Annotated in this window: 19 protein-coding genes; all 19 read right to left on the bottom strand. The window is 37.0% G+C overall.

Annotated features, from left to right (window positions below; translation table 11 throughout):
• Positions 1–3: 3 nt before the first annotated feature.
• On the bottom strand, positions 4–2,208 hold the full coding sequence (locus acsn021_RS05590; protein WP_243167771.1) for a VirD4-like conjugal transfer protein, CD1115 family: 2,205 nt from the start codon (positions 2,206–2,208) through the stop codon (positions 4–6).
• The gene (locus acsn021_RS05585; protein ID WP_184090868.1) at positions 2,189–3,250 is read right to left on the bottom strand and encodes a relaxase/mobilization nuclease domain-containing protein; all 1,062 of its coding nucleotides are present in this window, start codon (positions 3,248–3,250) and stop codon (positions 2,189–2,191) included. Before acsn021_RS05585 ends, acsn021_RS05590 begins: the two co-directional genes overlap by 20 nt.
• Before the next feature lie 4 nt (positions 3,251–3,254).
• Positions 3,255–3,767 carry a plasmid mobilization protein gene (locus acsn021_RS05580; protein WP_184090866.1) on the bottom strand — a complete coding sequence of 171 codons (513 nt, stop codon included), beginning with the start codon at positions 3,765–3,767 and terminating at the stop codon, positions 3,255–3,257.
• A gap of 514 nt (positions 3,768–4,281) precedes the next feature.
• A complete protein-coding gene (locus tag acsn021_RS05575) occupies positions 4,282–4,914 on the bottom strand; it encodes a hypothetical protein (protein WP_184090864.1) in 633 nt (210 codons plus the stop codon).
• Positions 4,911–5,396 (bottom strand): hypothetical protein, encoded by a 486-nt coding sequence (locus tag acsn021_RS05570; RefSeq protein WP_184090862.1) that lies wholly within the window; start codon positions 5,394–5,396, stop codon positions 4,911–4,913. The genes acsn021_RS05575 and acsn021_RS05570 overlap by 4 nt, the downstream gene beginning before the upstream one ends.
• A gap of 27 nt (positions 5,397–5,423) precedes the next feature.
• Positions 5,424–5,684, bottom strand: a complete 261-nt coding sequence (locus tag acsn021_RS05565) for a hypothetical protein (protein WP_184090860.1) — start codon at positions 5,682–5,684, stop codon at positions 5,424–5,426.
• 165 nt (positions 5,685–5,849) lie between these two features.
• Positions 5,850–6,248: a hypothetical protein gene (locus acsn021_RS05560; RefSeq protein ID WP_184090858.1), complete on the bottom strand. Its 399-nt coding sequence runs from the start codon at positions 6,246–6,248 to the stop codon at positions 5,850–5,852.
• A gap of 76 nt (positions 6,249–6,324) precedes the next feature.
• Positions 6,325–7,344, bottom strand: coding sequence for a DUF3991 and TOPRIM domain-containing protein (locus tag acsn021_RS05555; RefSeq protein WP_184090857.1), 1,020 nt, complete (start codon positions 7,342–7,344; stop codon positions 6,325–6,327).
• A gap of 95 nt (positions 7,345–7,439) precedes the next feature.
• Positions 7,440–10,136, bottom strand: coding sequence for a hypothetical protein (locus acsn021_RS05550; RefSeq protein ID WP_184090855.1), 2,697 nt, complete (start codon positions 10,134–10,136; stop codon positions 7,440–7,442).
• A 71-nt stretch (positions 10,137–10,207) separates the two neighbouring features.
• The gene (locus tag acsn021_RS05545; protein ID WP_243167770.1) at positions 10,208–16,324 is read right to left on the bottom strand and encodes a helicase-related protein; all 6,117 of its coding nucleotides are present in this window, start codon (positions 16,322–16,324) and stop codon (positions 10,208–10,210) included.
• A gap of 133 nt (positions 16,325–16,457) precedes the next feature.
• On the bottom strand, positions 16,458–17,153 hold the full coding sequence (locus tag acsn021_RS05535) for a hypothetical protein (RefSeq protein WP_184090849.1): 696 nt from the start codon (positions 17,151–17,153) through the stop codon (positions 16,458–16,460).
• 26 nt (positions 17,154–17,179) lie between these two features.
• Entirely contained in the window at positions 17,180–17,356 is a 177-nt protein-coding gene (locus acsn021_RS05530) for a hypothetical protein (protein WP_184090847.1), read from the bottom strand.
• Positions 17,353–17,745, bottom strand: a complete 393-nt coding sequence (locus tag acsn021_RS05525) for a hypothetical protein (protein ID WP_184090846.1) — start codon at positions 17,743–17,745, stop codon at positions 17,353–17,355. Before acsn021_RS05525 ends, acsn021_RS05530 begins: the two co-directional genes overlap by 4 nt.
• A gap of 139 nt (positions 17,746–17,884) precedes the next feature.
• Positions 17,885–18,400, bottom strand: coding sequence for a hypothetical protein (locus acsn021_RS05520; protein WP_184090843.1), 516 nt, complete (start codon positions 18,398–18,400; stop codon positions 17,885–17,887).
• A 13-nt stretch (positions 18,401–18,413) separates the two neighbouring features.
• Positions 18,414–18,695 carry a hypothetical protein gene (locus tag acsn021_RS05515; RefSeq protein WP_184090841.1) on the bottom strand — a complete coding sequence of 94 codons (282 nt, stop codon included), beginning with the start codon at positions 18,693–18,695 and terminating at the stop codon, positions 18,414–18,416.
• A gap of 1 nt (position 18,696) precedes the next feature.
• Positions 18,697–18,927 carry a hypothetical protein gene (locus acsn021_RS05510; RefSeq protein ID WP_184090839.1) on the bottom strand — a complete coding sequence of 77 codons (231 nt, stop codon included), beginning with the start codon at positions 18,925–18,927 and terminating at the stop codon, positions 18,697–18,699.
• A complete protein-coding gene (locus tag acsn021_RS05505; protein WP_184090837.1) occupies positions 18,920–19,939 on the bottom strand; it encodes a ParB N-terminal domain-containing protein in 1,020 nt (339 codons plus the stop codon). The genes acsn021_RS05510 and acsn021_RS05505 overlap by 8 nt, the downstream gene beginning before the upstream one ends.
• Positions 19,929–20,714, bottom strand: coding sequence for a ParA family protein (locus tag acsn021_RS05500; protein WP_184090835.1), 786 nt, complete (start codon positions 20,712–20,714; stop codon positions 19,929–19,931). The genes acsn021_RS05505 and acsn021_RS05500 overlap by 11 nt, the downstream gene beginning before the upstream one ends.
• 299 nt (positions 20,715–21,013) lie before the next feature.
• Positions 21,014–22,417 carry a MocR-like pyridoxine biosynthesis transcription factor PdxR gene (pdxR, locus tag acsn021_RS05495; protein ID WP_184090834.1) on the bottom strand — a complete coding sequence of 468 codons (1,404 nt, stop codon included), beginning with the start codon at positions 22,415–22,417 and terminating at the stop codon, positions 21,014–21,016.
• Positions 22,418–22,491 lie beyond the last annotated feature (74 nt).

Here is a 22,491-nt window from a genome sequence, read left to right as displayed (position 1 = left end):
ATTTTAAAAATGCCCGGCCATGTATTGCTCTGCCATTCTTTGCATTGCTTTTTCCTCCTTCTCTTTTTGTTCATTTATCATAGCAGATTTATACTCATTCCAAATTCCCCATAATACCAGCTCACTGCTAACCTTCCGGGAGGGTCTTAGATTTTCTCTGGCAGCACGTAACCGCCTGTTGTGCTCCTTATCCCCTAACCCAAGCATACGGTTAAAATACCACTGGGATAAATCAGGGGCATACATAATTGCCGGATCATTACGGCTTGTAACTAGAGAGTAAGGCCGGTTGATTCTCTTAATTTCATCTGATGTTAATAATTCCCTTCCAGTCAACTGTATACTGTGAGAGGAACTTGGAGTGCTATATTTCTGGTGATTTGCACTTAAGGAATAGGTACTGATTGTATATTTCCCCAGTTTCTTTGAAAGACCTTCCAGCGTATCCGGATCATCCGTCTGCAGGTAAATCCAGTTCTCACAGTTACTTCTTATAATACTGCCTTGAATCTTCTCATACACATCATCAATCTGGTTATAGTCCTGTACAAAGATATTAAAGCGCATACCCTTTCCACCACCAACCGTCTGCATGGAAGTAAAGTTCGTAATCTTTGCGTAGTTTCCATATTCATCAAGCAGATAATTTGTCCTTCTCTCCAGTCTTCCTCCTCGTTTATCAGCAGCCTTACTTTGCAACTGATAGATTTGAGATACAAATAGACTTGCCAGACTGTTATAGGTTCTGCGGTCTTCCGGCAGAACAATAAAGATTGCTGTCTTATCTCTTCCTATTGTCATAGGGTCAAAGTCCGTGGTAGAAGTCATATCTGCAATCAATGGATTGGTAAATAACCGTAGGGTCATTAAGGCAGAGGTGTAAAAACTGCCTCGTGTTCTGGATGGTGCAATATCAGCAACGGCAAGAAGTCCCTTTGCTGGGTGGTCATCTGGTAAATCCTTTACATATCGGGTTAATGGCAGTACCATTTCCTTTCCTACTTGAATCGGTGTACACATCTGACTTAAGAAATAATATACGTTGGTTAGATTTCTATATTTATGATTTTCTGGTGACCTGTTGTCATACACCACTGCTATGGTAGCTGCAGCAATGGTGGAAGCTTCCCCATCACTCCAAAGCCTTTCCCCTTTTGGTTCTCCAACTAACTGACTGACTAAATCCCAAGTGGCTTCTATCGCTCCCGGCAAATCCCCAGCATCCACACAATTAATGATAGGCTGTAGAAAATTAAAACGGGAACTCTTCCTGGGATTTTTAAAATCAAGAACTACGGTGTTATACTCAAATAGTTCTAACAGCTTTTTATAGTAGTAATAGGTTTCCGTTTTGGGGTCTGTGATTATCATACTCTCAGCCGCAAAGATAAGAGCTGCTATGGTTTGCAATAATACTGTCCTTCCTTTACCAGATCTGGTTGCTCCTAACACCAGCGTGTGTACATCCTCATATATGTAATATAAAAGTTCTTTTACATCCTTCTTATCTTTTTTCCCTAGTACAATACCTGCATCACTAGGGAAAGTATATCCCCCTTTCCGAATCTTTTTCTTTATATCATCATAAGCCTCCGGATGAGTGACTTCATGAATAAAATTATTCTCATCCTCCAGCTCATGTTGTTTTAATTGAAGCTTTTCGATATCCTTTGGATTCGGTTTTTCTGCATTTTTAATAAGCTCCTTAATTTGGTCTATTTCTTTTTCCAATGTTTCAATGCGGTGCAGCTCCTTTTTGATGTCATTTAAGCTGGCTTCTTCAATCATTTTCATTAGCTCTGCATTGCTGTCTACCTCAAATGTACCAAATACTCTATCATAGTCCTCCTTTGGCAGCCACTTTGCCGTACCGCATTGTCCCTGTCCTGCCGGAACTGGTGTGGATATCTTAGGTGTAACCAGGATCTGGTCACTTTGATAGTCCTTACTGTCTGTTAATATCAGAATAATAACTGCCATTACGATTCCTACCGCTAATAAAAAAAATAGCTTCCAGGCATTATTGCTTGAAGCTACATAAACTATAATTTCATCAGGTGATAAGGAATCTAATCTCTGCTTTCGCAATGTACTATCAAAGATGGCTACAAAATATAAGTCTAGTAAAAAGCCAATAGCAAGCAGAAAGCTATACGGAAAATATTTTTTTACCTTACTCTTTCCTGTTTTATTCTCTTTCCCAATCAAGACCTTTTCCTTTCTCTGCTTCTTTTATCTTATCCTTTAACGCCTGTCCTTCCAGATTTCCGATAGCCTGAAGCTTTGGTGTATTCTGAAAGGGATATGGATTGCTTTCATGGCTTAAGGTTTTTGCAAGTTTTAGAATGGAAGTTCTTAAGTGTTCCTGTTCTTTAAGAACTGTTATGTTATTATTTTCAGCTACTTGACGGTTGATGGCAAATTGCTTTTCAAGAGCTTCTTTCGTTAAAGGTGTGTAATTTCTAGCTGGGAATCCTAACTTATCTGAATTGATTTTCTTACCATCTGCATTGGTGAAGGTGATATCTTTTCTGGTATCTTCCCACCTTACCTTATAGCCAAGAGAATCCATAATTTCTATAAATTCATCCTGACTTTTTGCTATCTTTTTAACAGCCATACCAGCATGAAGTATTTCTGCCTTCCAACTGCGTCCCTCCTTGATTGCAATATATTCCCCATTGGTAATCTGGGCATGAAGACGATTTCCTGCTGGATCAATCTGCAATCGGTTTTTGTCCATCTTAGGAAGTACGGATAAATTGTATTTCCTACATAGTTCATTACTTTTATCCTTAATGGTTTGTAACTCATGTTTTGATATATGCCACCGTTTCCCATTCTCATAATTAACAGAGTTAATTGCAAAATGCGTATGAATATGTTTGGCATCTGTATGGGTGGCATACACTACCTGAAACCCCTCAAAAAGCTTAAACTCCAGAAGCTCATCTGCAATTTTCTTTGCCAGTTCAGGAGTAACTTCCTCCACTTTAAAACTTTGCACAATATGTATAACTTCCTCTGAATCGTTGTTTGGGGGAGGAAGTTTTCCATGCATTGCTTTGGTCAAAACAAATTCTTCATAGGCTGTGTTGGGATTGCAGTAAATACCGTCTTTTAAATGTTCTTCTGTTTTATCCAGTCTGAGAATGTAGTTTAAGAGACGTTTGACACTGCCTAACGTTTTATAGGTTATCTTTTCTCCCTTTCTTTTCTCATTTCGATTAACGATTTTTACAATTGCCATACAATTACCTTCCTGAATCAATTCTCTTCACAATCTTTATTAGTTCATGGTAAATGCGCAATAATAAGTCGTGAATTTCTGTTAAATCAGGCGCTGTTATTAGCCCTTGATGGCAAAGAAGGGTAAGCTGATTCAGATTGTTACCAGCTTTATGTAATTCATGGGTAATTCCTTTTATATCTCCTACTATTAAGATGGGATTACCCAGGCAGCTATTTCTTACAAAACGGCTGAAATTATTAAAGCGGGAAGCTTCATATCTTTTCATTATCAGTTCCCGTTCTTCCTCTGTCACTTTGAATAGCATACGTTTTGAGCCACTGGTTCTCATAAGGTTTAATTCATAGGGAGATTGTGGCTTTATCTCACTGACTTTTAAACAGCAAGAAAGTACATATTCACTTTCCCTTCTAAAGCCGGCAGCTCTCATTAATTTCTTTATCTCCTTCTTTTGCTCCGGTGTAACCCTGGCACCTATTTTTAATGTTTTTGTTGTACCTTGCTCAATGGTAATCACCTCCTTTCAGGTGCGCTTACTATTTTTTAGATACTTGATTCTTACTATACTTTTTAACACAGCTCTTTTTAGGGGTATGTGGATTTACTTGTGGTATTTTAATAACTAAATATTATATACAAAACATATTTTACCCTATCTAAAATTGTTTTTTGGTAAGTAATATACATAAAACTAAAGTGATTACTTTATAGCTAAAGTAAGAAAACCAAAACATTAATGATGGTAAATAATCGACTAATGTTACATAGGATATATAATTACTTTGGTAATACCACAAAACCTCCATTAGAAAATTGAGTATACTTAAGCTTGAGACTATGTATAATAGCTTTCTTTGTAACTTTGTATAATTTTTTATTTGTGTTATTAGTAGTATATTTCCAGTTAATATTGGCAGTAAACCTAATAATATATCGATTAAGCGCCAATGAGACATAAATATAGAAAATGGAAATATAATGCATACTCCTGAAACTATTACAATTCTTTTTGTCATCCTTCATCCCCTTCACTAATTCCTCATACCCCTTTTTAGCCGCATTTCTTCAATCGAAAGATTATAATCAGCATACGTGGAGACATCAATTCCTTCCTGTAATCCGGCTAGTATTTCAGCCATTTGAGCCTGTTTAAACTTAACATCATCATATACATGATAATCAACACCATTCTCCATTCCCAACCTGATTTGTCTCAACTGATTGTGATTATGTGTATCGAGATATGGAAGTAAATTATAACCTTCCTCCATTGCCAATCTTACTTCTTGCATCTTCCATTCATTATGTATTGGCAAAGCATATTTTTGATAAGCAACTTTTGATTCCATGCCCAAGTATATTTGTTCCTTTTGCTTAAAATTAAACGCCTTGCTAACAAAATATTTTAGTTCATACCCTTTTTCAATGCATAAAACTGCAAGATGTATTTCTTTACTGTGTAAGTATCTATCACACAGCATTGATGATAATTGGATTCCCTTCTCTTGTGCTAACCGTAATTCTCTCATTTGTTTGTGATGGAAATATTTTTTTGCATAAATACAAACATCAAAACCTGAATCCAGACTCAGCTGGATTTCTTTCCATTGTTTTTCAGTAAAATCATCTCGAACCAACTCCCCTTTGAAGTTGTTCAGATTCAAGCAATCACCTCCGTATTGTCTATACTTTTTAGTTTCATTATTAAATGGTGCATTTCAGAAATAAGAGCGATGAATCCAATCTTACTTCCCTTAATACACTGAACCGCTTCTTTATCAATGTAGTCATATATGGGTTCTTCCGTAAGTTCATCTATATACTCAAAAAATCCATACATATATTTCTCATCTACATTGATTGGTGTCACCATAAAAGTCAAACAGAAGTTTAAATTTATCAGGTTAATATTGCCCTTACTCTCTACCACATCTGGAAATTCTTTATACAAAAAATATAAGCTAATGGTAATTACTTGTATGCCCATATCCTGCCACCATAAATCTCCCTGATGTGATTTAAATATAATAGACGTAAGTTTTCTTGCTTCTTCTGCAAAATTCTTTAAATTCTGCTCTTCAAGACATGTGTTAATAATATGAAAACTTTCATTCAGCTCTTCATTCAATTTGTTTATATCATTCATAGACAGATTCCTGCTCCTTTCCAATAATTAAAAATATTGTTTCTTGCTAAGAGAAACTATCCTTTCAGCATTTTCACAATAGTCATCATCAATATTCACTATCAGCAGATTCGATAAAAACTTGAATCTGCGATTGTATTTCATCGAGGAAACACTGTGAATGAAAAAAAGTACATATCCATTTATGTACTTTTCTCCTATCTTCAATATGTTGTTTGCTTTATCATATTTAACCTTATCTGCATCAAACTCATACTGTTGTTTCTTTGCTATTATGCTTACCTTCATTATTCTCCTTTTAAAAGAGGGCTTGGGATTCTTCCCAAAACTGGGGTTCGGGTCTCCCGACAAGACTCGATGTGCGACAACCGTTGCACATCGGGGAATCTTGCCAGTTATTTATCTTCTCTTTTTTCCCTTTCCCCTTTACCGGGGACTGGTATTGAAAAAGAACTATCTGTCTGTTTCCAGTACATCCTCATGCTTAGAAACTATGTCCTCTTCTAGCTGATAACTTTCAAAAACGCCTTTCAATGCTCTAAGTTTTTCTAATTGCCTAAAATCTATATTGATACGTTCCGGATGATTTATGATGAAATCTGCATGGCTGCTATTACATTGTTTTAAAACATTAATAGGTATCTCTGTTAAATGAGAGAGACTTTTCATGTTGTCCGGGTTTTTTAACACTTCATCAAGATGTAATAAAGAAACCTGCGTTTTATTACTAATGGGCAAGTCGTTTGCATGCTCCATTAAGTACTCAAACCCCATTTCTCTTAAAACAAAATGTATTGCCATCTTTTCATTTCCGACTGCACCAATTACTTTGTTCAAATCTTCAACATTCATTCTAATTACTCAACTATATGTTCTCCTTTCCGTCAGTAGCTACTTCCGCTACTTCCTTTTCCATATCACTCCTGCTTCATGCGGTTTCGTATTCATCTGCCTGCACTGAGCTGCTCTCTTGTGCTTTTTCCATCTCTCTTTTTTGATTCAGTTTTTGGATATCTGCTTTTAGCACTTCATTGAAATCCTTTTGCTGAAAAGTAATCCTTTGAACCTCGTATGCAACTGAGTACTTTTTAAAGATTTCTTCACAAGCTTTATTGCCAACTTCGTCATTATCTAACCCCATCCTAATAACTTCAATCTCGGGATGGTCTTTAAGATATTGAAATAAAGCCACATCACTGACTCCGCCCAGGGATAGGATATGTTCATTTTCTATCATATGACTTAAGCCATGTATTTTATAGATTGTCATGTAACTCAGCAAGTCAATAGGAGCCTCAACTATTGTAAGTGTGTTACCAGTAGCAGCTTTTGCAAAACCAAAACGCTTGTCTGATAAGGAAGCATCCCCTTTAAAGGAGTTACCAATTGTATTCGTGCTTCTTATGTTTGCATATCTTGGCTTGCTTTCCTTGTCCACGCCAACAAAAACACAGCTTTTTTTATTGTTTTCATATAAAAGCTTTTTTTCAACAAAATCGTTTACGATATCCGGATGAATTAACCTTGATTTTATCAGGTAAGCAAACATATGCCGAAAGTTATGATTTTTTTCAGGGAGAGTAAAATTACTTTTGTCCTGGACCTTATAATTCTCCCGTACTTCTTTTGGAATATAACCAACTTCATTCAGCAACAGTTCCTTAACTGCATCATTCCACGTATGGTTTTCCAGATACATGAGTAACTGGATCGGTCCTCCACCCTCTTTCGTCGTGTGGCAATACCAACGGTTTCCATACTTATCAATACTTAGTCCGCCTTGCCCCTTGATTTTAGCCCAACGCTGTCCTACGTCCTTTACTTCATAACCCATTTTTTTAGCAAGGTTATAAATGTTCGTGGCATTTGCCCTACTGATATCTTCGTCACTATATTTATAATATTCTTGTTCAACACCCTCTCTGGTCTTGTAGGTATGTCTTTCCACTTTCGCTCTCCTTTCCACAAAAAAAGAGCAATCATAAAAACATGATTACCCAACCTAACTTGTTCCGTATTTTATTGCTATTCTTTTACACTACTCTATCGTACCAGTTCCATTTCTTCAGTAACTTCTGTTTCCGTCACCATCTCTTGTACATATTCTTTGGGAATGGCTGCACTTGTGATATCCCTCGTTGGACTTTGAGAAATGTGCTGAATCCAAATCTTCGCAGTTTCCTCTCCATAGGTTGCTCCCAGTGTTTCCGTAAGGATATGTTCTTTTGATATTGCATCAAGAGAAGTATCATTTAATATTTTACTGGTAAAATTAATTAAGCTTTGATTATAAGCATTCTCATTGTCATAGAATTCTTCTACATACTCTTCTTGTAAGCTTTCAGCGGCTGCCTCTTTTAGATTCTCCATTTGCATCTCATCCAAATGTTCTTCCACTGCCTTATTAATTTCACTAGCAGTTTTTTCAGCCACCGTCTGCTCCAAATCCCTTGCTTCATCCAAAACTTTGCGTAAAGACGCTTTCACTGCATCCATTTTTTGTTCCATGGATATATCAGGCATTTTTTCTTCTAACGCTTCGCAGAGTTCTTCAATGATATCTCTCAATTCCCTTTTTGCTTCTTTTTCAATATCAACTTTAATTTCCTCTCCAGTAGCTTCTGGTGCCGTAGCTTGTGAGGCTATGTCCAGTTCATTTGGTAAGGTTACTGGAGTCGGTTGTGTCATCTTAGGCTCTTGCTTCGCAAACTGAATACTTCTTTTTATCAAATCTATAATGCTGTCATGCAAGTTTCGTAAATTTGATAGTATGGATTCTAGTATTCGATTCGCTACTAAAGTCATTCGTATTGTATGTATGTCCTTTGCCGTATAGTTCCCAGTATTTAATTTCTTTATATCATATAAGCCATCCTGTAGCCCAAGACGAAGCTCCTTCATGGCATCTGCATCAATATCTTTATATGCAAAAATAGAAACTTCCTCTGCTGTAAGACCATTGGCGCAACCAAGCCGTATCTCCTTGGCCTGCTTATCATCAAATATAAATTTCCCTTCTGCATTTTTAAATACGCTTAAATCTATATTGGAGGCGGCTGCTAAACGCATTTCTTTCATAAATTCAGGGCTTAACTCCGGTGAATTAAAATCGGACACATCAACTCCCTGAACAATGGCTCTCTTTAACTGTTCCATTTGCTTTGCAGAAAGATTTGGATTGTCATAAGGTGTGATATCAATTCCAAGCCGTAACCCTGATAGGATCTGAGACAATTGCTCTTTATTCATTGTCCTTTTGCGGTTCATCGGATTCACTGCCTGTTGTTTTATATCGGAATTCTCACTGTAGTTTACGTTGGAAAAGGTTGCGTTAGCTTCCGCCTGTCCTGCAGGATCTCCTTCTTTTTCTAATGGCTTAGTTTTGTTCTCTTTTTGTTCCTGTTGTAATTCCTGACTGTCATTCTGATTGGTTTCTTTTACAGGCTGAACATTTTTTTGAGCTTCAACATCGTTTGGTACATCAACATCGTTTGATACTTCAACATTGTTTGATGTTTCAACATTTGGAGATATTTTTTCAACCGATTTTCCATCGGCAAAGGCAGAAAGTTCTGCAATGGCTTCTTCTTTACTTATGTTGTTAATACGCTCAGCCAGTTTAACAACACCTGCATTCTTTATCTGTTGAGAGTTCCAATCCCATGTGTTACTTTGTGTGAATATGGTTAATCCCTCATACGCCTTGTCATTTAGCATAATAAATTTACCATTATGCAATTCTTTAAAGGGTATTCCTTTTTCTTTTAAGTACTCCTTTATATCCACTTGTCCGGCTTTTTTTGTGTCAGCAGCCACTTTGCTTCTTTCTTCTTTCGTGGGCTGAACCTTATAATCAGGATTTCTTTTTTTTATTTCAGCAAGGTATGCGGCATTATATTCATCTACTGATAAATAATCCCCTCTGTCCTCAACCAGCTTATCCATTGCATCCTTCCAATCACAGTTCTCAAATTTAGCCACAAAACGTATAGTTCTTCCATAGTTTTTCTCTCTGGTAGCATCATACTCTGTATCACCAGTGACCCAAGAATTGTGCTCTTTAAATACAGTAACAATACCTCCATCTATATCTTCTACCTTAGCTACCTTATCATCTTCATAAACTACATCAATCTCATGCTGATTAACATAATCCATGATACTAACAGTATTTGCAAGCTCAACACGCTCTGTAGATTTTTCTCTAGGATAGGTTCGGGCTTGCCTTTGGGCAAAAGGATGATTCTCTCTGTACAGTTGGTTGTATTCAGCTACCGTTGCATATCTGTCTTTGTTTTCATACCATTTGTCTACCGCCTCCTCTTGACTAATCTGTTCCATTTTCGCAATAAATTGAACAACATTCCCTCGGCTGCTTCGTGTTCCATTATTAAGATTAACGTTTTCAATCTTATTATTATCACCATAAGAAACGATGGTAGAGTCATAGCTCCCCCCTTGTCCCATGTACCAGCGATTTATCCCTTTGTCCACGGTTAGGACATTACCATTGGGAGCACTAATTCTGGCAATCTGGTGATCCTCATGTATGATACTCATTCCATTTTTGTGTGCATAATCAAGTATACTGGTTTCCTGCTGAACGGTACTTAGGTCGATGGCTTGCTCACTTGCACTTCTGCCTATATTCACATTACTAATATTGCTGTTGCTACCAAAATTCACGACGGAATTACTGGCATAAAATTCTCCTTGTCTGCTTTCTTGTTTTTGAGCCATTTTATTGTTTCCTCCTATATATAAAGAAAGAACAGTTCAATTTCTACTGTTCTGGTTTCGGGTTACCTGCATTAAGGTTCCATTTCATAATCATCTTCTAGTGTTGCTTCACTTACTTGCTGATCCATCCTCGTTTTTTTATTTTCCATATCCATATCTTCATCGGCTAATACCTCATCCTTTTTATCAATCTCAAGCAATCGATTTAATTCCGCTTGCCTTTTCACTTTCTGGTTCAGTTCTTCCTCATATAAAAATGTTTTGTTACAGTTTTTCTTAGCTTCTTCAAGGTTATCTTTAGCCGTTGTCAAAAGCTCCTTATAGTTTTCGATCTTATCCTCCAGACCTTCTAATAAATTCTCAAGTCTTGTGATATTTCCAAGTGGGCTAAGCCCAAGCTCTAATTGATAACTTCTGCCAGCACCTTTTACTAAAATATTACTTCTGTTTTGAGAGGTTTCTGATGCTATGGAAGTAAGAAGGAATCCTCGGTACTCACCTATCTCTTTTGGTATTTCATTCATGGTCATGATAGCAATTAACATTTCTCCTGCTCTAACCCGTTCCGTAAAGGCTACCCCCTGAAGCTTCATGTGGAAGTTATCTGTATTCATGGGATGTTCCTCTCTGAGTACAATATCTTTTTTAGTGGCATTTATTCTCTCTTCATAATCTGCTATCTGTCCAGGATAAGTTTTATGTATACCTTCCTCATACCGGTACTTTTCATTCAGTAAGCCAGCTTTTAGCATTTTTAGCCTTGCCACCTCGGTATCAATATCCATCTTTTCTTTTATGTAGGGATTTCCGGTAGCCAATGCCTTAACCTCTGCATAGGATAACACCGTTTCGTCAATGTCTTCACATGAACGTTCAATCGTTTTGTTCGTCATTATCTGTGCTATGAATTTTTGCTTCTGCTCAACGAGCTGCCAATTGTAGCTATCGAAGGTATCTTTTGTAACATAACGGTAGATGGCAATTTCATCATTCATATTTCCTTGGCGCAGTCCACGACCCGCTCGCTGCTCGAGATCCGCTGGCCTCCATGGGCAATCTAAATCGTGCAAAGCAACCAACCTTTTCTGAATATTTACCCCAGTTCCCATCTTAGGAGTACTCCCTATTATAATTCTTTTTGTACCACTTCTTAAATCATCAAATAATTTCTCTCTTTGCTTTTCGGTCTTGGCATCGTGTATAAAACAAATTTCCTGTTCCTGAATTCCATAACGGATTAATTCCTCTTTTATGTAATCATAGACTGACCATCTTCCATCTTTATTCGGTGTTCCAACGTCACAGAAGATGATTTGTGTTCCCTTGATAGCAGAGCTGTTACGGTATTCCTCATAGACATTCTCAATACACTTATTTACCTTACTATCCGGTTCATTCGGAGCATTGGGGTCTATCAATCTTGGGTCTGTTCCTAGTAGCCTAGCTTCATTGGTGATTTTAAGCATGTTGTCAATGTTAGGCTTTACCGCACCGTTTCGTATGGCTTCTGCCCTCTCTGCAAATGTTTCCATCTTTCTTCTGGTAAACTCACAGGGTTCAGCTACCACAATGTTATACTTTCCGTTGCGAAGCTTTGGAACCGGCAGATTTAACATTTCCGGAAGCTGCACATCCGCTATCTCCCGGAACATGGTCATTAACTCCGGTAGGTTGGTAAACCGGGCAAAGCGGTTTTTAAAGCGGTAACCCGTTCCCTCCGGTGCCAGCTCTAAGGAGGAAATAACTTCGCCAAAGTTAGCGGCCCAGGCATCAAAATGCTCAATACCTCTTTCTTTCAATAACTGATTCTGTAGATATCTTTGCATAACATATAGCTCCGTCATGGAGTTTGCTACCGGTGTACCCGTTGCAAAAATAACCCCTCTGCCTGCATTTATTTCCTGTATGTACTGACACTTCATCAGCATATCCGTTGACTTCTTTGCCTTACTGGTTGATATTCCTGCCACATTTCGCATTTTAGAAAATACGGCACAGTTTTTGTAATAGTGTGCTTCATCTACAAATAACGCATCTACTCCTAATTCCTCAAAGTAGATTACATTATCCCTGTCCACATTTCGTAAGGACAGCAATTCCGTTTCTAAACCTTTCTTGAATTTCTCCATTTGCTTAATAGACCAGTTCTCACCGTTTTCTTCTTTTATCCTATCTATGGCTGCTTCTGCCTGTGCAATCTGAGCTTCTATCATAGACTGCTCTCGCTCTGGTGAAATAGGGATACGTTCAAATTGGGTATATCCAAGTATGACAGCATCATAATCACCAGTTGCTATTTTGCTGATAAAGGTTTTCCGATTCAAGGGTTCAAAGTCTGACTTTCTGGCAACTAGTATATTTGCGGCAGGATACAGCTTGATAAAATCATTTCCAATCTGCTCTGTTAAGTGGTTGGGTACACAGAACATGGATTTATTCGCAAGTCCAACACGCTTTAGCTCCATAGCACTGGCGATAATTTCATAGGTCTTGCCAGCTCCCACGCAGTGTGCCAGAAGTGCATTTCCACCATATAATACTCTTGCAATTGCATTTTTCTGGTGGGTTCTAAGCTCTATATCCGGGTTCATTCCGGGAAATTGCAGATTAGAACCATCGTATTCACGAAGTCTTATGTTGTTAAACATGTCATTATATTTACGGACATATTTCTCTCTTCTTTCCATATCAGACCAGAACCATTCCTCGAATTTATCCTTAATTATGCTTTGTTTCTCTCTGGCCAAAATGGTTTCGCCTTTATTGACGACATAATAATAATTGCCGGCTTCATTTACCATTCTATCTTTTACCACAACTGTTTTCAGATTTAAGCTGTCCTCAAGAATCATGTAGGCACTCATCCGCTTCGTTCCATAGGTTTCTGACGCACGAATTCGATTGGTTACATCATAAACCTTATTGGTAACAGAATAGGCTGCTGTAAAATTGTTATACCGGATAGCGGTTGCTCTTACATTCCCTTCTTTTCCGTCACTCAATCGGTACGATTCCGGTGTTTCTAAAAGCTCATACATGAACCTATTTAAATCCTCTTCCTCAATCCATGTCGTTCCTAACCTTACCTCAATTTCACTTGCTAAGATATCTTCTGGCTGTACCTTAAGTAATGCGGCTACATTACTCCTATAGGCTGGCTCTTTACTAGCATAAAGCTCTGCAATCCTTAGTTTTGTTCGAACATTACCGGATAAATACTCATCTGCTGTTTCAAAGCCGGCATATGGGTTATCTGTATCCTGACACATTGGATCTTTATAGATACTTCCCATGCTTAGAAGCTCAGACAATACTTCCTCAGGGTTCATTTCTGCCAAACCTGCAATAAAAGGGATATCTACCCTTCCTTTTTCTGTCATGGATACAACTAAGCCTTCTTTTGCACTATCGACATGGTCAATCGCCTTATATGGCTTAATGGTGCGTTTCTGAAAGATATCAGCCTTTGTTACCTTATTATCCTTATCCACTGCCTCTAAGGATAGTAGCAACGGATAATCGGCATCCAGCTTAAACATGGTATTGCTTTTACCAGAAAGAATTCCAAATCTCTTTACAAATGTATCATATAGATGATTCAGCTTTTGTTGTCTGTCAGATAACTCTTCCTCGGAGCAGTTCGCAAGCTGCGCATTGATAAGCTCTCTTGCTGCACTTCTTATCTGGATTAATCCTGTCATCTGCTCTGCCTTTGCCTTAGAGAACATAGCTTTTTTCATAACAGAGTTTTCACGATAGTAGATTTCATCCTCTACAAGAGCATAGCTAAAATTCTTTACGGCAGGATCAGCTGGAATATCCTCTTGTGCTTGTACTTCATCCCCCAGCTCCTTCTCCATATCCAGTGTTACATAGTTGATATTGGTATGTAATGATGCGATTGCTCGTTGAAAATCCTCAAAAAACTGCTCTGGATGTTCCTGAATCAGAGTGGTATACTTGCTTCCCTCTCCAAACATCTTTGTATCAAACACCATTTTGCCAAGCATCATTTCCGGATGGCTTATAAAGTATTGATTCACTGGTACTTTGTCTTCTGTCAGTCCTGTATATACCCACTCTAGTTCTGCAACCTGCATCCTCTCTCTTTTCTGAAAGAATAATATATCACTGGTCACTTCCGTATTTTCCTTTTGAAAGGCTGTATTTGGCAGTCTGATTGCTCCAATTAAATCAAGCCGTTCTGCCAAGTATTTACGTACCATAGGATTTCCCTTATCCATCGTTCCCTTACTGGTAACAAAAGCTATGATTCCGCCGGCACGAACTTTATCAATGGTCTTACCAAAGAAGTAATCATGAATGTGGAAGTTATGTTTCTGGTATCTTTTATCAAACACCTTAAAATCTCCAAATGGAATATTTCCTATGGCTGCATCAAAAAAGTTATCCGGTAAGTCTGCCTGTTCATATCCCGTAATCTGGATATTTGCTTTCTGATAGAGCTGCCTTGCAATTCTCCCTGAAATGGTATCAAGTTCTACACCATATAGCCTTGTGTTCTTTTCAATTTCATCTGGAATATGGGAAAAGAATCTACCGATTCCAAGGGAGGGTTCTAATAGATTGCCTCCATGAAAGCCAAATTGTTTAAATGCCTGGTAGATTCCTTTTATAATCTCAGGGGGTGTATAAAATGCAGTGGTTGTTGATGCTCTTGCACTTTTATATTCCTCCTCCGTAAGCAACTCCTTTAATTCCGCATATTCATTCGTCCATGAACTATTTCTTTCGTCAAAGGCTGCCGCTAACCCTCCCCATCCTACATACTTGCTTAATACAATCTGTTCTTCCTTATTAGCAAGCTTGTGATGTTCTTCCAGTTGCTTTAATAACCGGATGGCAGCGACATTATGCTGATACCTTGTTTTACTTCCTCCCTGTACTTCATGTTCTAATTGATATCTGTAGTTACGTTTTTCATGAGGTACAGTCTGTACAGAGATATCTTCCATTTTCTCTGGTTGAGGGTTAGCCCGTTTTTCTGTTAGAGTATTTGTAAAATCTTTTTTTTGTACAAAAAAAGAAGAAGTAGTTTTTACTTCTTCCCTTTCTAATTCCATATACGGTTGTTCAAAAGTAAGCTCTAATTGTAAACTATTTCCCGAAGTACGATTTCCTCCGCCTGGTCGTGGATTCTCTGACGGTGACGATACGTTTCCATCGTATCCTGTGGATTCCGTATGGGATCTTCTTTCAACATCTTCTCCTGAAGCTGTTCCATCATTTCCTCGGCTTGATTCTGTATCTGAAGCATTGTCTCGTTTAGTTTTCCCTCTATGATTAGATGTTGCAGTTCCAGTTCCTTTTCGCTCTCCCAATATTTCAGTGCCAGATTCCCGTATTTGGTCAGTGGCTGCGCTATCTTGGCTTTCTCTGTTTCCTCCGTTACTCCAAACCAAAGGCCGTCCTTCTCCTCGTACTCCATCATCATTCCGTTTGCTAATGGCTCTATCTTCCTGTCCCCGTTCATATGTAGTCTCCTTCCTTATTTCCACTATGATTTCCTTACTTTTCAATAACAACTCTCTTGCTGCTTTTACTGTATAATAACCAAGGTCATGTATGGTAACTTCATTAATGGTTTCCGGCAAATAAGAAAAATACTTCGTAGTTTCCTCTGTTAATTGCCCTTGTCTGTATTGTACCATGTAGTCAATGCTCTGGTACAGGAAATCAGTCATTAATGCCTTTTTTAAATCTAATTTTGTAACCTTACTATAAATATCTTTCCAACTACTAATAGCCATTTGAAACTGAATATCTTCAAAAGTTTTGAAATGTTCATTACTAAAGTCCTTATGCTTTTGCATAAAACGTTTTTCAAACACCTGACGTTCAGACTGTTCAATTTCCCATATCCATAGTTTCTTATTACCATAAAGCTGACTGACATCAAAAAAGTTAGCAGTTCCATGCTGATTTTTGATAAGGACCGGTAAGCTTTTCTCTCCACGTCTTACCTGCCTGCCAACTGCTTTCCAGTCATCATAGGAAGCCAACTGGGCATACTCTTTGTTTTGTGCAAATGCCGTTACTAAAGTAACAAAATCATATTTGTACATGTGCCCGGCATACCGTAGAAATTCCTTCCACGTTTCCGTGTCATTCAGCATTTTAAATATGGTGTCATTGTATAGCTGTCTTAACTGTTCTAGTTTGTTCATATTCACCTCGCTGTGTTTTTTTACTCCCTCCTTTTATAAGCCCTTAAAGGGTTTAAGGACTTATAAAAAGAGGGTTATCGATTTGATTCGATAGACCCTTTTTGTTTGCTACAATAATATGTTCTCTTACGATTTATTCTTTTAGAATTCGATTATAGGGTATTCCAACCCTGTCATTTATAGTTTTTATGTATAAGTTACCTGTCGATTCATCCTCTATTAGGATTGTCCAAACAACATTTAAAACTGCTCCTTGTACTGCTTCTCCTAATTCAGATTCTGTTATTCGAGAGGTGGAAGATGTACCATATCCATTATACATATAAAAAAATGTTTCACTTTTATCTACTCCTTCTACTTGAAAGGGCATAGTGTATGCATCTGATTCTCTTATTGTTACCCCACCAGTTGGTAATGAATGATAATCAATGTTTATGCTGTCTTGTCGAATACCATTGTATTTTGCATATTTAGATAACAATGATATATCACTATACACTTGTGATACCATAACATTAATACCGTCTGGAACGTCCTCTATGCCCAAAGAAAGGTTAATGGATGATGATTGTGTAAATAACCAATTCTTTGCTCTCGACTTTTCGATAGAATATATAGGTTTGAATTTCAAATCTATATTATTAAATTCAATAATGTGATTCGTTTCAAGATTGGTCATGTCCTTTTCTTGTATTTCAATTACTGAATCCTCTCCTATTGTTCCTATTGTTTCATTTTCTAATGTTGCACCGCTTTCTTCCAGTTCACAACCTGTAAACATAAAAACTATTGTTAAAATAATCAACATTTCAATGATTTTCTTCTTCATATTTATCTCCTTCCTAATTGAGGTTATCAAATAAAAGTCTCATAATACCCTGATTTTAGAATTTTAGTCATTAAACAATTACCACCAAGACTTAAATTTACTCCATCACTATGGAAAGGATCGCTACCTCCATAAATATATAGGTTTTCCCATTGTTGAAATGACCTCTCCAGTTCTTTTTCAATATCTATTTCATGCTTCATCCTTTTTTATCTCCTCCAAAACCAGTCTTTTGGCTTAACTTAATAACACATCTCATACTTATCTTTACAATAAAAATAAGTAACTCGATGAGAACGACAGCCAGCCATATGGAAGTCCATATGGCACCAATGATGATATATAAGAAAGCAAATGGGAATATAAAATATTTAGCCTTTTGTAATTCAATATACTCCCATGATAAATACCCTATTAAAGCACCTGCCAATAAAAAAAACAAGCCTGAAAACAAGCTGTCAAGGTCTAACTTATCCGATATTTTTCTCCATTGCTTTGAGATCTTACCATCAAAGAAAATATTAACGCATTTAGGTATGGTCATTATAAGCATTAGTGAACATACCAGCCATATAAAGCTTTCATTATTCAATTCTTTCTTTCTCCTTTCCCCCGGTGGCTAATCCACCGGGAAGGTCTGTTAAGGCATTACTAATGTGATATATTAAACAAAAAAAGTTGCAGGCGAATGTAATAGTAAAAAAATAACTTACCTTTTGAAAATTGGTAGATTATCTTTTATATGGTATGTATATCTTATTTTGTTTTAAATTAATAATTACCTTATCCTTAAGAGTTGACATATTCACAACATCATAAATCTTCTTGTCAAGTTGCTCGGCGCTAACTAAGTGTTCCTTGTCTTCTAACTCTAGTACGAAGCAATCCAGTAAAAAACAAAGGATTTCTTTGTCATATAGCCTATGACTTATTACCATACCATCCACGATTTTACCTTTATTCTGTTTAAGCTTTTTGTAATATTCGCTTATAGCATCATGTCGGATAAATGCAAAATATGCTACTAGAGGAATCAATATAATTGATAACCATGCAGCTTCGTTAGTATTCTTTATATATACAACTAATAATATTAAAATAATAATCAAAGTACTTGCTAAATTACAACCTTTCAAAACTTTCTCTTTTTTACATACCTTATTATACCTATTCATATCTTCTTCCAAATACTCCTGATACTCAAGCTCCGTACAAGCCGGAACTATTTCGATATTCGTATATATCATTGTTTATCCCTTCTCACTTATTTTCCATAAGGAATGCCGCTATGCTTTTTAATTGTATTTTCATTTTATCAAATTTACTAAGTTGTTGCTCCATGCTCTTAAATTTATTTTCCAAATATTTAGCTATCTCCTCCTTACGGGTACAATCATCATAAGTGAGTTCTACAAGTAACCAATCAACTGTTACTTTTTCAAATGGTTGTTGATAAGGAAGCCAAGAGCCATCATACTCGGCCATACACATTTTCAGCTTACCTGTATCAGCTAATTTCTTTCTCTCAGTTAAAAGTTTCATGCTATTGTCCCCCCTTAGATTCAACTACTTTTTCATAAATATTACCTTTGTCCCAATAAACAATAGCCACTGAGCCGTCATCCAGACGATATGTAAATGCATTTAAAATCTTCCGAATCATATCATAACCCATCTTTTTATACTCATTGTACAAATCATTTATTGCCTGTTGAACCGTAAGTATGTCACTATGACTTTTTATAATTCTCTTTTTATTCTGAGTGCTATTCATTGTTGCTACCTCCATTGTTCTGATAGTAGAGCGCTAATGCTTTATCTATTATTTCTTCTACTTCGTTCGCACTCTGTTTTTCATTAAAGTATTTTTTTATTATATTAGGTTTTACTTTAATTCCTTTAAAAATGGAGAGTGCTTTTTTAGGCTTGTTATAAGTTCCTGCCAAAACACTCTCCATTACAGATTCATCTAGTTTATTTTGTTTTTGTAAGTCACGAAGTTCTCCAGCTACTTTTATATCCACTTTGTAATTATTATTGTTTAGAATATCGACTAGATAGATTTGGTTGTCTTCACTTAAATAGGATAGCTCCACACCTGCTCGAATACTTATTTCTTCTGTATCTATATATTTTTTTAATTCATCTGAAAGACTATTGATTCTCAAATATCTTGCAATGCTACTTCCTGATAAACTATATTCCTTACCCATTACCTCTCTTGATGATAACTTCTGGTCCAGTGGACCAGAAGTTCCCTCATCATTGATTTCATGCATATTTAAGAGGTTTTTGACATCTTCAATTAGATCCTTTCTTTTTCCCTGACATTTCAAAGCCTCGTGGTGCCTTGCCAGAACCAACGCCCTCTCTGAATGAAGTAAATCGGTAAAGGAACGTTGAATCAGGTTCGTTTCTGTGACTATCAGCATTGCTTCGTCTTCTGATAGTCCTTCCATGATTATAACCGGAACTTCCTTTAATCCAGCTTCTATCGCACAGTTCCAGCGGTTATGTCCAGCAAGGATTTCATACTTATTTATTTTATCCTGGTATTCATGAACTTCCACTGTGTTAGCAACAACCGGTCTTACTATAAGGGGTTGTATTATCCCGAATTCTTTTACACTCCTTACCATATCGTCATATCTTTTTCCTGTATAAAGCTTAAAAGGATGATTTGCAAAGGGGATTAACTGTTCTGTATTTACCGTAATCTTTCCACCTTCAGCAGATTTATTATCGTCACCAAATAATGCCTCCAAAGCTGCTAATTTACCTGCCATTTTCCACTACCTCCCTGGCTAATTTCATGTAAGCTACAGAAACATTATTATTTGGCTTAAAATCTATAATACTTATCCCTTCCTTATCAGATTCTCCAACCTTTACGGAGTTAGGTATCTTGGTTTCAAATATATTTATCCCTGAGCCATAAGCTTCATTAATATCACTTAATGATTCTTTGGATAGGTTAGTCGTTCCTATAAATTTTGTTAACAAAATACCCTTAATTACAATCTTAGTATTTATTCTTTTCCTTATCTTAAAAACAGTCTTTAAAAACAGCTCCAACCCTTTACTTGCCAGATAATTGCTGTCTACAGGTATTATCACTGTATCACACGCTGCTAAAGCATTCACAACAAGCATACCTAAGGATGGATTGCAGTCTATTAAGATATAATCATAATCCGGCTTTACCACCTCTATGATACTTTTCAATATGTATTCCCTCTCCATGATCCCAACTAATTTCATATCACTGGCTGATAAAATAATATTGCTTAATATCACATCAACATGCTCCAGGTGCTTTATATACTCTTCTTTCCTTGGTAACGGTTTCATTTCAATTGTTCGGTCAACTAAATCTCCAATGGTGAACGGCTCTTCCTCCGTACTGTCATAACCTAAAGAGGTTGATAAGCTATTTTGAGGGTCAAAATCAATCTCCAAGACTTTTTTGCCTAATGCCCCTAACGCTCTTCCTAAGTTCTTTGTTGTTGTGGTCTTTCCAGCTCCACCTTTCTGATTTGCAATTGCAATTACTTCACACATAATAAAATCCTCTCTTCTCTTTTTATTTACCTACCTCTTCTTATGTTTTAAGGTGGTGTTGCAACACCACCTTAAGAAAAGAGATAAGTATTATATGTTCCCCCGTCATGCCGATAGGACAGCAATAAAAAAAAGATATCGAAAGAGGACTGTCTACTTTCAATATCTTTTTAAAATTTTATTAACAGATTTCTTTTTTATCTTGTTAGCTTATTCCCATTATATGTGACAAAATCTTTTGTAATTACCTACCAACAAATAAAAGCTGTCTACTAAGTAAACAGCTTAAGTGGTGGTATTTATGGATACCATATCTGTTTTAAAAGTGGGAGAACCTCCCTTATCTGATGCTCATCTAATAAACTATAGCCTGCAAAAAGGATATTTTGAGGGCAAGCTTCTTGATTACTCCAAAATGGTTTTATGGAATATATCCGTATGCCTGCTTCCTCGGCTTTCTGAATACATGTATCGGCATTCGATCCATCCAAGAATTCTAATAAAAAGTGCAAACCAGCACCTTTTCCATAAATTGCAATTTTCTCTCCAAACTGCGACGACATCTCTTGTAAAAAAGTATCGTGTCGCTTTCGAAAGGTTGCGCACATTCGCCTTACGTGCCGCGCATAGTCTCCCGAATGAAGGAAAACAGCAAGCACCTCTTGTGTTAGCCAAGCAACAGGACTACTATAAGTTGAAAACATTTTATGATAAGTAGGGAGTAAGTGTCTGGGAAGCACCATATAATTGACACGCAAAGACGGAGAAAGGGATTTAGAAAAGGTACCCAAATAAATAACTCGGTCATTGCAATCAATAGACTGTAGTGAGGGTACCGGGTTGGCATCATACCGGTATTCACTGTCATAATCATCTTCCACAATATAGGTGTTTTTTTCAACCGCCCATTCTAGCAGTTCCTGTCGCTTAGAAATCGGAAGAACTGTTCCATAAGGAAATTGATGAGATGGCGTTACATAAACAGCACTGACATCCAACTCGCTGAGCTGCGTGAAATCAAGCCCCTCTTTTAGGGATGGGATAGGGTATATCCGTAATCCGTTGTTATGAAACACCTCTCTAGCTCCGTAGTATCCGGGCTCCTCCATTGCAATGCTTTTGTTGCCTAATAGCTTAGACAAAATATCCAGAGAATAATGTAGACCGGACCCTATAATTATTTGGTCTTCGGTACAAAATACCCCACGCGTTTGATGTAGATATTGTCGAAGCTCATTGCGTAAGGAAAAGTTTCCCTGACGGTTGGAATATTGAGCCATGTGAATGGAATAGGGTGAGGATAGTACTTCTAACATTCTCTTTCTCCATGTAACTTTAGGAAAGCATTGGTCGGAAAAATTACCATATTGAAAATCGTATAGTAAATTTACAGATATCTTTTCATGACTTGGCTTGTCTGATACTACCAAAGGCAAATTTTCCAGTTGTTTGACAACATTCATTTTCCCTGTGCACTCGACTATAAATCCTGCACCTTTTTGAGAATAGGTATATCCTTCAACCGCCAATTGTGTATAGGCTTTTTCAACTGTGTTACGTGCAACGCCTAAAGTCTTTGATAATGTACGAATTCCGGGTAAAATTGTTCCTTGAGGGATATTTCCTAAAATAATATCTCTCTGTATCTGCGTATAAATCTGCTCATACAAAGGTCGCCCTGACTCTTTATCTATATAAATCATATTACCTCTTCTCTAGTGTACCCACTAATAAAGTCAATAAGTGTACCTTTTAACAGGTACACTTTTATTATATA

Origin of the sequence: Anaerocolumna cellulosilytica, from assembly GCF_014218335.1 — a bacterium.
Taxonomy (GTDB): Bacteria; Bacillota; Clostridia; order Lachnospirales; family Lachnospiraceae; genus Anaerocolumna; species Anaerocolumna cellulosilytica.
Note: the sequence above shows the minus strand (reverse complement) of the source record. Positions and strands in the feature narration are given on the sequence as shown.

Coding starts and splice junctions, on each gene's coding strand:
- acsn021_RS05570 (WP_184090862.1), bottom strand. CDS start 5,396: ATGAATGATATAAACAAATTGAATGAAGAGCTGAATGAAAGTTTTCAT.
- acsn021_RS05585 (WP_184090868.1), bottom strand. CDS start 3,250: ATGGCAATTGTAAAAATCGTTAATCGAAATGAGAAAAGAAAGGGAGAA.
- acsn021_RS05520 (WP_184090843.1), bottom strand. CDS start 18,400: ATGATATATACGAATATCGAAATAGTTCCGGCTTGTACGGAGCTTGAG.
- acsn021_RS05550 (WP_184090855.1), bottom strand. CDS start 10,136: ATGGCTCAAAAACAAGAAAGCAGACAAGGAGAATTTTATGCCAGTAAT.
- acsn021_RS05560 (WP_184090858.1), bottom strand. CDS start 6,248: ATGAATGTTGAAGATTTGAACAAAGTAATTGGTGCAGTCGGAAATGAA.
- acsn021_RS05505 (WP_184090837.1), bottom strand. CDS start 19,939: ATGGCAGGTAAATTAGCAGCTTTGGAGGCATTATTTGGTGACGATAAT.
- acsn021_RS05545 (WP_243167770.1), bottom strand. CDS start 16,324: ATGAACAAACTAGAACAGTTAAGACAGCTATACAATGACACCATATTT.
- acsn021_RS05530 (WP_184090847.1), bottom strand. CDS start 17,356: ATGAAGCATGAAATAGATATTGAAAAAGAACTGGAGAGGTCATTTCAA.
- acsn021_RS05510 (WP_184090839.1), bottom strand. CDS start 18,927: ATGAATAGCACTCAGAATAAAAAGAGAATTATAAAAAGTCATAGTGAC.
- acsn021_RS05535 (WP_184090849.1), bottom strand. CDS start 17,153: ATGAAGAAGAAAATCATTGAAATGTTGATTATTTTAACAATAGTTTTT.
- acsn021_RS05500 (WP_184090835.1), bottom strand. CDS start 20,714: ATGTGTGAAGTAATTGCAATTGCAAATCAGAAAGGTGGAGCTGGAAAG.
- pdxR (WP_184090834.1), bottom strand. CDS start 22,417: ATGATTTATATAGATAAAGAGTCAGGGCGACCTTTGTATGAGCAGATT.
- acsn021_RS05565 (WP_184090860.1), bottom strand. CDS start 5,684: ATGAAGGTAAGCATAATAGCAAAGAAACAACAGTATGAGTTTGATGCA.
- acsn021_RS05515 (WP_184090841.1), bottom strand. CDS start 18,695: ATGAAACTTTTAACTGAGAGAAAGAAATTAGCTGATACAGGTAAGCTG.